8 protein-coding genes are annotated in these 11,903 nt (G+C 68.9%); 5 read left to right on the top strand and 3 right to left on the bottom strand.

Translation table 11 applies throughout. The features are described from left to right. Window positions 1–140 precede the first annotated feature (140 nt). Window positions 141–716, bottom strand: a complete 576-nt coding sequence (locus WMF36_RS15965; RefSeq protein WP_437580462.1) for a c-type cytochrome — start codon at window positions 714–716, stop codon at window positions 141–143. 413 nt (window positions 717–1,129) lie between these two features. Between WMF36_RS15965 and WMF36_RS15960 the strand changes: the two genes are divergently transcribed. The 4 genes from WMF36_RS15960 (at window position 1,130) to WMF36_RS15945 (ending at window position 7,023) form a co-directional block, all read left to right on the top strand. Further along, window positions 1,130–2,299 carry a hypothetical protein gene (locus WMF36_RS15960; RefSeq protein WP_437580461.1) on the top strand — a complete coding sequence of 390 codons (1,170 nt, stop codon included), beginning with the start codon at window positions 1,130–1,132 and terminating at the stop codon, window positions 2,297–2,299. 850 nt (window positions 2,300–3,149) lie between these two features. After that, window positions 3,150–4,766: a DUF1592 domain-containing protein gene (locus WMF36_RS15955; protein WP_437580460.1), complete on the top strand. Its 1,617-nt coding sequence runs from the start codon at window positions 3,150–3,152 to the stop codon at window positions 4,764–4,766. Between the two features lie 41 nt (window positions 4,767–4,807). Continuing rightward, on the top strand, window positions 4,808–6,154 hold the full coding sequence (locus WMF36_RS15950) for a DUF1552 domain-containing protein (RefSeq protein ID WP_437581920.1): 1,347 nt from the start codon (window positions 4,808–4,810) through the stop codon (window positions 6,152–6,154). A 98-nt stretch (window positions 6,155–6,252) separates the two neighbouring features. Next, the gene (locus tag WMF36_RS15945) at window positions 6,253–7,023 is read left to right on the top strand and encodes a hypothetical protein (RefSeq protein ID WP_437580459.1); all 771 of its coding nucleotides are present in this window, start codon (window positions 6,253–6,255) and stop codon (window positions 7,021–7,023) included. Window positions 7,024–7,144: 121 nt separating this feature from the next. Here the strand turns inward: WMF36_RS15945 and WMF36_RS15940 are convergent, their stop codons facing one another. Then, window positions 7,145–9,184, bottom strand: a complete 2,040-nt coding sequence (locus WMF36_RS15940; protein ID WP_437580458.1) for a rhamnogalacturonan lyase — start codon at window positions 9,182–9,184, stop codon at window positions 7,145–7,147. A gap of 272 nt (window positions 9,185–9,456) precedes the next feature. Here WMF36_RS15940 and WMF36_RS15935 point away from each other — a divergent pair, with 272 nt between their 5' ends. Beyond that, entirely contained in the window at window positions 9,457–10,761 is a 1,305-nt protein-coding gene (locus WMF36_RS15935; protein WP_437580457.1) for an RICIN domain-containing protein, read from the top strand. A gap of 139 nt (window positions 10,762–10,900) precedes the next feature. On the opposite strand, the gene WMF36_RS15930 is transcribed toward WMF36_RS15935, so the two are convergent. After that, entirely contained in the window at window positions 10,901–11,869 is a 969-nt protein-coding gene (locus WMF36_RS15930) for a hypothetical protein (RefSeq protein WP_437580456.1), read from the bottom strand. Window positions 11,870–11,903 lie beyond the last annotated feature (34 nt).

Here is an 11,903-nt window from a genome sequence, read left to right as displayed (position 1 = left end):
CGTCGCGGAGCAGGTCGGGTAGCTCCGGGGGACCGGGAACGGTCCCACCGGGCAGCTCGGCTGCCTCCTCGACACCGGAAACGGTCTCCCGGGGCAGCTCGGCGGCGGTGACCTCCGTTGAACGAAGCGGACTGCGCGCCTCAGCGCAGGACGCGCGTCGCCCGGGCCTCGACGAGCGCCGCGCCGCCGGCCCACGGCTCCACCCGGTCTCCCAGCGAGGCGCGCACCTTCGCCACCTCGTCCTTCGTGATGGCGGGCGCGCTGTTCCCCCAGCTCGACCGGACATAGGTGAGCACCAGCGCGATCTCCTCGTCCGACAGCGTCACGCCGAGGTTGGGCATCACGTCGTTGTACATCGCGCCGTTCACCTCCATCGGGCCGGCGGCGCCGAGCAGCGTGAGCCGGATCGGCGTCTCCTTGTCCTCGAGCAGCCATGACGTGCCGATGAGGGGCGGATACCGCCCGGGCTTCCCCTCCCCCCTCGCCTGATGACAGCTTGTGCACGAGCGGTAATAGATCTTGCCACCCTGCGCGAGATCCGCGTCCGTGACGCCGGAGGCCACCTCGCTGCGGACCTGGTTCCGGGCGTCCAGCTTCCGCAGGACCATCCACGGCAACGCGAGCACGCCGAAGGCCACGATCAGCATGATCACCACGACGTGGGCCGTGTTCTGCTCTCCGTTTCGAGCGTCATCGCGCTTGCCGGTTTCACTCACGGGGCATTCCTCCGCCGCAGATGAAGCGCACGCGATCCCCGCCGTCAAGTCCCCATCCGGCGGCCGCCGCTGGCGCCGGCGCTGCGCCCCCGAAACTGGGCCCCGATGGCGCCGCGTGTCGAGATCTACGTCGGGCGGGAGCTCGGGGCGTGCGGTCCCATCGCGGGCTCCACCACGCGCACGCCGAGCCGACGCGCGGTCGCTGTCGTTGGTTTATTTTTACATGAGAGCGCACTGCCGGCATCAGGCGCTGTCGAGCGAGCTGCTGCGCAGTTCGCTTCATCGGTCGGCGCGCGCATCTTCCGATGGCCGGATGAGGCTCGCGAGGCGATGCGATGCGGCATGAAACGGGTGAAACCTCGCTCCCCTGCGCTCCTTTCCTGTGGCACCATGCGCGCATGCTTCATCATGTCGTGAGGAGAGGTTCTGTCGTCGGTGCGCTGCTGTTGGCGTCGGGGTGTAGCTCTGGCGGCGGCGAGGGGCCGCCCGACGTCCAGCCGGGGCCGGACGCGTCGATGCCCGACGCCGGGCCGGACGCGCAGCCGGACGGCCCGGTGGAGCCGGCGTGCGTGGAGTTCGCGATGCCCACCGACGCGGACTGCGCGGCGCCGATCGACGGCGTGCTGCCGGTGGACCTGCGCTGCACAGGCCTTTACGGCGATTTCGACCAGCGCGAGCTCGCGTGCGGCGTGCTCGAGTACAAGCCTGCCGTGGAGCTCTGGAGCGACGGCGCCGAGAAGCGGCGCTTCGTCTCGATCCCGAAGGGACAGCGGGTGGACGTGAGCAATCCGGACTCCTTCGTGTACCCCGAGGGGACACAGTTCTGGAAGGAGTTCCGCGTGCAGGGCGCAGGCGGCGCGTCGCGCCTCGGCGAGACGCGCCTCCTGCGCAAGACGGCCGCCGGCTGGGTCTACACGAGCTATGTCTGGTCCGAGGACGAGCGGCAGGCGATCCAGATGCAGAACGACTTCGGCGTGCCCGATCTCTATGGCACCGGCCACGCGGTGCCGACGCGCGATCAATGCAAGGAGTGCCACGTCGGGCGCGTCGATTTCGTCCTCGGCTGGGACGCGCTGATGCTCGGCCCGGGCGCCGAGGGGGTCACGCGCGAGTCGCTTGTCACGCTCGGGGTGATCGAGGACGGGAGCGCGCTCGCGCTGTCGATTCCGGGCGATGACGTGGAGCGCCAGGCGCTCGGCTACCTGCACGCGAACTGCGGCGTGAGCTGCCACAACGATCACCCCGAGGCGGCGGCCCAGGAAACGGGCCTGTACCTCAGGCTCGAAGCGAGCGAGCTTGGCAGCGTGGCCGCGACGGACGCCGTCCGGACGGGCATGAACAAGCGCCCGGCGGAGAACGCGAAGTACGAGGGGTTGACGAACCCCGACCCCGCCAACTGGTACGCCATCCGTCCAGGGGACCCGGCGCGCAGCCTGCTTGTCGCCCGCCAGGAGCTCCGCGACTTCGAGGGGCAGATGCCGCGCATCGGGACCCGCAAGGTCGACGACACCGGCGTGCAGCTGGTCACGAGCTGGATCCTGGGCATGAAGGAGGGGACCGGCTACCCGCCCCCCGGGCCCTAGAGTACTGCGTCGCCCCGATTCGCCCCTGGTTGGGCGGGAGGTCTCCCCGAGCTGCCCGGGCCTACCCTCTTCCGGAACCAGGGACGAACTAGATGCGATGAGGCAGCCCGAACGGCGCCTGCGACCTCCATGGCCGCCGTCCCGTCGCAAGATCCTGCCGCAAACGCAGCCTGTTCGAGCCATTCACGCAGGTGCTCGAAGCACTGGATCCTCAGATCGCGCGGGCGAATGCTGCCGTGGAGACGGCGTGGGAGCATGCCAGAGGGTCGTGTGGATGAGCGCGCGTCGCCCAACGGTGCCCGGCCTGTGGGTCGGCTACGCCGCGAACCAGATTCCAACCTGAGCGTCAACGGCGCGGCGAGCAGGGTTACGCTCCCAAAGCAAAAATTCATCTCCGCGATATTCGCTCTCGCGGTGAGCCGATCCGAGGGCGATCCGCTACTGCCTGACGGGTGCTTCGCTGGATCTTGCTTTCGCTGATCCCTCCCCATCAGTCCGCCGCCAGGGGGCGGCGCGTCCCAGTTCGTTGAGGGCAGATCGGCGATGGCGCGCCCGCCGGAACACAGCACGTCCCTCAAGATGATTCCCTGATTTTTTTCACTGGAGCATGGATCAACCAGAACAGCTCCGGCACGTCCTACACAGTAGCAGGGCCCCTCCTGAGGCTGCACGATAATTTATAATTATAAATAAATACTGTTGTTCGATAATGGGACTTCAGCGCGCCCAGAGCGGGCGAAGAGCGACATCGATGTACAAATCCTTGAACCATGATCAGGCGCGTCCTCTCAGAGGCCTTCGGTCAGCTGTCCCGATCGCGTTGATCGTGGCCAGCGGTTGCACTGGAAACGTGGGCAACGCGGGCAACGCGGGCGACGTGGGCGAGCCTGGCGCAGAGAATCCCACCACGGTGGACCCGCGCGCTTGCGAGGACGGCGCGGTGCACCCCGGGCGAGCGCCGCTGCGGCGGCTGACGCGCTTCGAGTACAACAAGACGGTTCGCGACCTCTTCGGTGACACGACCGAGCCAGCCTTTTCGCTGCCGAGCGAGGATGTCGGAAACGGCTTTGGCAATGACGCCGACGCGCTGTCGGTCTCGAGCCTGCTGGCCGAGCAGCTGAGCACCGTCGCGGAGGGCGTCGCCCGGCGCGCGACCGCCTCCCGGGAGGCGCTCGCGAAGCTCGCCGATTGCGCGGGCAATGTGACGACGGAGAGCGAGGAAGCGTGCGCGCGCACCCTCGTCGAGCGGATCGCGCCGCTCGCTTATCGAAGGCCGCTCGCCGCCGGCGAGGCGGACGAGCTCCTCGCGCTGTACAGCGTCGGGCGCACGGATGCGACGTTCGACGTCGGCATCGCGACGGTGATCGAGGCGCTGCTCCAATCGCCAGATTTTCTCTACCGCATCGAATGGGGCACCTCCGACCCGGAGCACCCTGAGCTTCGCCGGCCCACGGGCGACGAGATGGCGACGCGGCTCTCGTACCTGCTCTGGGGCACGATGCCGGACGAGGAGCTACGCATCGCGGCGCGGGCAGGTGAGCTCTCGACGAAGGAAGGCGTGCGCGCGCAAGCCGAGCACATGCTCGAAGACCCCCGGGCTCGGACCACCATCCGGTTCTTCTTCGACAACCTGCTCCCCATCAGCAACCTCGCGGATCTCGAGCGGAACGCGGAGGCGTTCCCGACCTTCTCTCGAACGATCGGCGCGCTCATGCGTGAGGAGACGCAGCGGTTCCTCGAGCACGAGATCTTCGAGGGGACCGGCACCTGGGCATCCATCCTGACGGCCCCGTACACGTTCATGAATGGACCGCTCGCGGCGTTCTACGGCGTCTCCGGCGTGACGGGCGACGAGTTCCAGCAGGTGCAGCTCGACACGACCCAGCGCCTCGGGCTCCTCACCCAGGCGGGGGTGATGGCCGGGACAACGCATTCGAACACGACGAACCCCGTGGTCCGCGGCTCGTTCGTGCTCCAGAAGCTGATGTGTGAGAAGATCCCGCTCCCCACCGGCGACATCCTGGAGCGGGTGAAGCCGCCGGATCCGTACACCGGCGCGACGGCGCGGGAGCGCTTCAGCCAGCACAGCCAGGATCCGGTCTGCGTGACGTGCCACCAGTACATGGATCCGGTAGGCTTCACGTTCGAGAACTACGACGCTGTCGGGCTGTTCCGCACGACAGAGAACGACGTCACGATCGACGCGAGCGGCTCGCTCCCGGGCACGCCGGGCACGGTGAGCGGTCCGACCGAGCTGGTGAAGAAGCTCGCCGAGGCCGAGCAGGTGCATGGCTGCTTCGCGACGCGCTGGGCCGAGTACGGCTACGGTCTCACCCTGCGCGCCGAGGACGTTTGCACAAAGCAGGCGATATCGACCGCGTTCAAGGCGTCCGGGTACAACGTGAAGCAGCTCCTCATCGAGCTCACACAGACGGATGCTTTCCACTACATCACGGTTGCCCGCTAGGAGGGATGGTCATGTCCAACTTTCGTTTGAGCCGACGTGCCATGCTGCGCGGTGCTGGTGCCATCGCCATCGCGCTCCCCTGGCTGGAGATCATGGGCCCCGAACGCACGGCGCGCGCGCAACCCGCCCCCGCCAAGCGTTTCCTTGCCATCTACACGCCGGGCGGGACCGTGATCGATCGCTGGCGGCCGACCGGCAGCGAGACGAGCTTCACCCTGGGCCCCATCCTGTCGCCGCTCGCGCCGGTGCAGGACCGGCTGCTCGTCGTCGACGGCCTCGACATGAAGAGCGCGCGCGGTGAGCAGCACCAGAGCGGGATCATCGCCTGGCTCACGGGCAGCCCTCAGGAGGGCTCCCCGAACGGCGGTTACGGGAACGGGCCGTCCGTCGATCAGGTGATCGCCTCCCAGATCTCCGCCGGTATCAAGGCGAAGGCGAGCATCCAGATCGCGGTGCGCTGGGCGACGGGCAAGTCCCACGGCCTGCTGTCGCCGATGAACGCCGCCAACTTCGAGAACGCCGCGCCGTTCAAGCCCATCCCGCCGCGCCTCGATCCGATGGAGATCTTCACCGAGCTCTTCGGCTCGCTGGATCCCAGCGCCGGCAACGAAGCCGCCCGCCGCCTCGCGCGAAAGAAATCGATCCTCGACTTCCTCGACGGGCGCTACTCCGCCCTGTCCGCGCGGCTCGGCGCCGCCGACAGGCAGAAGATCGACCAGCACCTGACGAAGATCCGCGAGATCGAGATGAGCCTCAACAACGTGCCGGTCGAGACGAGCGCGTGCAAGGCGCCGGACAGGGTCGACACGTCCGACTACAACCCGCGCACGGGGCTCAACTCCGCCATGGACGGCTCGATCAAGGACACCTCGACCGACGCGGCGATCCCCAAGGTCGGTAAGCTCATGATGGACATGCTGGTGATGTCGCTCGCCTGCGACATCACCGCGGTCGGCACGCTGCAGTGGAGCGACACCGAGGCGAAGCACACCTTCCCCTGGCTCAACTTGACCGAGCACCACCATTTCTACCAGCACGACGGCGGCTTCAGGCCGGACGAGTGCGAGCGCATTTGCAACTGGTATTCGAAACAGCACCTCTACCTCCTGCAGGAGATGGAGAAGGTCGACATGGGTGGACACTCGCTGCTTGACGAGAGCGTCGTCTTCTTCGGGTCCGAGCTCTCGGATCCGCCGAGTCACACCAAAACGAACATGCCGTTCCTGCTGGCCGGCGGCGGCGGAGGCCTGCGCACCGGACGCTGGGTCCGGTACCCGAACCGCCCGCACAACGATCTGCTCGTCTCGATCTTGAATCTGTTCGGCGACGACCGGACAACGTTCGGCGACCCGCGGCACTGCACCGGGCCGCTCACGAACCTGACGTAGCCATCCCGGGGGGCGGGACACCAGCTGCTTCGATAGGAACGAGACGACGTCCGGCAGCTCCAGCTTCTACACCGGCGCTCACGCCGGAGTGGTATGATATGAGAGTATATCTTCTTACGATCCCGGTGATGATGGTCGCTCTGGCCTGCGGCTCCGATGCCGACCCGCCTCCGACAGACCAGGGCACCTCCAGCTCGGCGGGCGCTGGCGGTTCGGGCGGGGGAGCCGAGGCGGCCACCAGCACGAGCGCCTCCAGCAGCGCGAGCTCCGGCGGGCCCGGCGGCAGCGGTGGGGCCGGCGGTAGCGGCGGCGGCGGCGGCAGCGGTGGCGGTGGCGGCAGCGAAGACCCGCGCGCCGCGGCCGCCAGCATCGACGGCTTTCGCTGGGAGATGCCGTGCGATCACGACCCGGGCGGCAGCGACGAGTGTTCGACGTCCGCGCAGGTCGACGAGACCAGGACGTTCGGCGGCTCGCCCGACACGACCTATCAAGTGACTGTCCGACTACGCGGCGTCGTCGAGACGATGAAGTACCGGGGCGGCACGCCCGACGGCATGCACTTTCGCGTGGGCGGCACGCCCGACAACGCGACATACAATATCTACAGTTTCACTGTCTCTGACCCACCGGAGGTCTATTACCTCAACGACAGCCCCGACGTGGGTCATGACACGTTTATCATCGATCATACGAAGACCATTTCAGTCCGAGGTGGAGCCACCGTGTCTTTCCTCGGCGATGGCCAGAATGGTATACAGATCGCCAACTTCAAGCATCTGGTCGTGGACGACGTCCCCCCGGCGCCCGAGCCTTATGTCGGTCAGTTCATACAGCTCGACGTGCAGTCCGTCGAGATCGCGCAGCCCTGACCGCGCTCCGTGACGCTGGCAGCTGCTCAGGAAAGGCGCAGGCCCCCGCACGGCACCCCCGTCGCGCCAGTGCGCGACGGGGGTGCCGACCGGTCTGGTGATGCTGGACGACCTGGGTGCCTCAGCGGACGTGGATGTCCGGCTTCGGCACCGGGACCATCCCCTCTCCGATGTGGAAGCTCGGGTGCGGCGGCTGGTTGTAGGCGCCGTTCTGCCACGAGATGGCGACGCGGTACTGCGGATCGTGCATCAGGGTGTGGATCCGGTTCTTCGCGACCTGGCTGGTCGTGAAGATACGGATCGAGTTGCCGCAGCGGAAAATCACCTCCTCACGCCAGTCGCCCAGGATATCGGCGCTGAGGGTCGGGCTGCTCTTCGTGCCGTTGTTCGCGGCGCATCCGTCGGCCGTGAAGTTGCCGCCCTCGCCGTCGTGCTGGCGGATGCCGTTGCCGTCGAGGAGCTCCCGGCTGAGATCCGCGTCCCACCAGATGAGGAAATTGGACGACGAGGGGCGGCTCCCGACGTTCTTGCCGTCCGCGCCGCTCAGCAGCTGGCTGCTGTTGACCCACGCCTCGCTGCCGGGGTTGCGCGGGTCGACGTCCGCCGCCACGCCCCGGCCGGGGCCCTCCTCGCCGCCGTTGTCCGGCCCCTTCCAGATCACCTCGCACGTGCGGGCGTCGCGCATGGCGTAGGCGGCCACGTCCCCGCTCTCGTACGGCATGAACACCTCGAGGCCGGGGCGCGACGGGATGTGATCCGTGACGTGCAGCGCGTCGCCGTGAGCATAGTAGTCCACCGTGCAGAGGCCCTTGCCGTCGTGGTCGAACGTTGCACCGCCGTTGATGATCTCCTGCTGCGGGTCGTCGTCCACGTTCGCGACGCTGATGGAGTGGGCGCCCTTGCCGCCGTACGCCCCGTTGTCGCGGCTCGAGCTGGAGTCGAACGTCCAGTGGTTCGTGAGCTTGCCGTCGCGGTAGTTCCAGGCCGAGAGCGTGGTGCGCGCGTAGTAGCCGCGACCGAACACCGCGCTCGGGCGGCCGGTGTCGTCGAGGAACGCGATCGTGCCGACGAAGCGGTCGACGCGGTTGCCGTAACACTCGTTGTTGCCCCAGCTGCACGGGTCGTCGCGCCCCACCTCGAACTCGGTCGTGGCGAGCTCGGCGCCGGTCTCTCCGGAGAACACGGTGAGATACTCCGGGCCGGTGAGGATGTAGCCGTCGTTGTTGCGGTAATCCCTGGAATCGTCGTCGCTCGCCGCGGGCCCAAGGCTCAGCGGCTCGCCCCTCCCGTCAAGCGTCCCCGGCGCGGTCTTGACCGCCACCTCGGCCTTCCCGTCGCCGTCGAGATCGTAGACGAGGAACGGCGAGTAGTGCGCCCCGGCGCGGATGTTCACGCCGAGATCGATGCGCCAGAGCCGCTCGCCGTCGAGCGTGTAGGCGTCCAGGTAGGTCTTGCCGGTGCGGCCAGCCTTCGAGTTGTCCTGGAGGTTCGACGGATCCCACTTGACGACGATCTCGTACCGCCCGTCGCCGTCCAGGTCTCCCACGCTGCCGTCGCCGCTCGAGTACGTGGTTCCGTCCCCGGCGGGCGGCGCCATCGTTGGGATGGAGAGGTATCCATCCTTCCACACGGACGCGGCCTCCGACTCGCCTTGCTCGACGCCGCCGACGACCGGACGCACCGTGTAGACCGAGCTCGGAGAGCCGCCGCGGTCGACGAAGTTGGTGGAATCCGCGATCGGCGCGTCGTTGACCTTGGTGCCATCCCGGTAGACGTTGAAGGCGATGTCGTCGGGATCGTAGCCAAAGAGGCGAAAGCCCACGTAGATGCCGCCGTCCGTGGGAACGGCCACGACGCCGCGGTCGAGATCCTCCATCTGCGCGAACCCCGTCGGCGCGGGCGCGCCCCCGCCGCCACCCGTGCCGGGGCCTGCGCCCGCGCCGCCGCTGCCCGACGCAGCGCCGCCTCCGGACGCCGTGCCGGTCGCGCCGCCTCCGGACGCCGTGCCGGTCGCGCCGCCTCCGGACGCCGTGCCGGTCGCGCCGCCGCCGCCCGTGCCCGTATCGCCGCCACCGGCGCCGCCCGCGCCGGTATCGCCCGACCCGCATGCCACGAGCCCGGCAGCGAGCGAGAAACAGATCAAGAGAACAGCGCGCCTCATAAGTGACCTCGCGTTGCCGCTCCTCCTCCGGTCGGCGGTTCGCCTCCAGGCCGTGAGCGGCATGATGATTTGGTTGCTGGCCTAGGTTGTGACATCAGCGCAAACTCAATCACCTCGAACGCTCAGGTCATGCGTTTTCTCGGTGGGCTGGAAATTTGAACACCCCTCGCGAGAACGCGGCTGTGCTCCGAGCAACACCGCGGGGCCAATTGGCATGCCAGCGCAGTTTTATGGTGAACCGTAGAAGTTTGGGGTACGCAAGAAGGCCTGACATGCAGCCGTCGCGCACGCCGCACCGCGCCATCACCAGGACGCTCAGCGCAACGGCAATGGCGGGCGGACGCGCGGCGCCCCGCTGCCTGGCCGCGGTCGCGTCGCTCGGGCTCGCGGCCTGCGAGCAGGGGCCGATCGACGCCGTCGAGCTGACGCCGACGACGTTGACCCAGGGCATGGTCGCATACTGGACGTTCGACGAGGGCGAAGGGACGGTCGTGACCGATCGGTCCGGCAACCGGCGCGACGGCGAGCTCACCGGCGGCACGTGGGTGGAGGACGGCCGCTTTGGGCGGGCGCTGCACTTCGATGAGGGCGAGTTCATGACGGTGGGCGAATTCCCGAACGCCACCTCGAGCTGGACCGTCTCGGCGTGGGTTCGCGTGCTGACCGACGCGCCCCCTGCCGACGACACCCTGAGGACCGTGATCAGCACGGAGAACACCGGCGGATGGGAGCTCAACGTCGACTACGACGGCGAGGCGCGGGGCATCCACTTCGGGTTCTGGAAGGGGCCCGAAATCAGCGACTACCACCACATCCTGTGTTCCTGCCTGGAGCTCCAGCGGTGGACGCACGCCGCCGGGGTCGTCGACGGCGAGGGGCTCTCCATGAGCCTCTACATCGATGGGCGCCTCTACCGCACCGAGCCCATCGAGAGGACGATCTCGCCCGGCCCTACCAGCCTCTACGTCGGTCGATGGCCGCAGGAGGGTCGGCTCCTCGTCGGGGACGTCGACGACATCGCGATCTACAGCCGAGCGCTCGTTCCGGCGGAGATCGCCGAGCTCTCGCAGCACTCCGTCCCGGCGGAGGTCGAGGCGGACATCTCGACGGGCACCACCTACACCCTGGTCGGCGTCCAGAGCGGGCGCTGCGTGGACGTCGACGCCGCCGTATCCACGGCCGACGACCTCGTCCTGCATCTCTGGGATTGCAACGGCGGCACCAACCAGCAGTTTCGCTTCGAGGCGGTGGACGGCGGGTATTACCGGATCCGCAACGTCAGCAGCGACAAGTGCCTCGACCTCCGCGGCGGGTCGACCGCCGACGGCGCCGCCATCGTCCAGTACACCTGCCACGGCAACCCCAACCAGCAATGGTCCGTCACCTATCTCAGCGGCGGCGCCGTCCGCATCACATCGCGTCTCAGCGGCAAGGTCATCGACGCTTATGGCTCCCCGCCCGCCGACGGCACCGCCCTCGTCCAGAGGCCTTCCAACGGCGGCACCAGCCAGCAGTTCAGGCTGAACCCGGTCGGAGCCGACACCGGCACGGGCGCCACCGGCGGCCCGGAGCCGTGACGCCCGGCGCCTCTCCGCAGGCGTGAAGGCTGCTCTCGGCTACATCGACAGCCTGTGCGCGCGGCGGCGGGCGGCGCGGGCGACAACGCCTTGGAAGATCTCCCGCCGGGCGCGCGGCGCGACACCGCTCGTCCTCCGATCACAGCCACCCCACGAGGCTGAGGCTGCCGAGCAGCGCCGGGCGCGCGCCGCGCGCCGCCTCGGTCTCGACGAAGCGGACCACCGGATAGGGGTGCGCGACGAGCGCGTGCGCCTCGACGACGACGTCGAGCCGCCTCACGATCCCGAACTCGACGCCGGCGCCGGCGTCCGCGGCGAACGCCCACTGCGCGCTGTGGACCCCCCGGTACGGCCACGATGCCTCGCCGTCGACGGCGACGTGGAGCGCCCCGAGGCCCACCGAGAACCTCGGGCGTAAGCGCAGCTCGGGCCAGGGGAGCGCCGCGAGCTCGACGAGCCCGAACCGCTGCTGCACGGTCGCGCTGCCCTGCGGCCCAGCGACGCGCGGCGCCGTCCCGAGCCCGGCGAGCGAGAGGCGCCCCTCGATCGGACCGGGCGGCGCGACACGCAGACGCGCGATGAGGAGCAGCGCCGGGCCGATGCCGCCCGGGCTCGCGAGGAGCCCGCCCCCCAGCTCGACGCCCCACATCGATCGGCGCGGCGGGTCGAGCGACCGCTCTGCCCGTCGAGGCACCTGCCGGCTCACCTCGCTCGGGGGCGGCGCGGCAGCGGGCGCCGCGGAGCGCCGCGAGGACATCAGGAGCTCGAGCAGGCTCGCGCGGAGCAGCTCGACGGCGCGCACCGCGAGCACCTCGACGATATGCTCCCGCGCCTCGCCGCGCGTGTCGATCTGCCGCACGAGCGTCTCGTTCGTCCGCGGGTCGACCACCCAGAGCTCGGCGGCCTGACCATCCGGCGCCAGGAACAGCCCGATCAGGGCCGCGGAGCCGGCCTGCTGCCCGGCGTCGTCCATCGTCGGCCGGGGGGCGGAGGCCGACTGCGCATCGAGGAGCTCCACGTCGAATCCATCGGCGACGAGCTCCCCGCGGATGCGGATCAGCGCCTCGGAGATCGACGGATCGGCGGCGCCGGGCCGCACGAGGACCACACGCGCAGGCTCCCCCGACGCCGCGGGGCTCGCC

The organism is Sorangium sp. So ce887 (assembly GCF_051521455.1).
Classification (GTDB): domain Bacteria; phylum Myxococcota_A; class Polyangia; order Polyangiales; family Polyangiaceae; genus Sorangium.
This window is presented reverse-complemented; position numbering and strand designations above follow the sequence as displayed.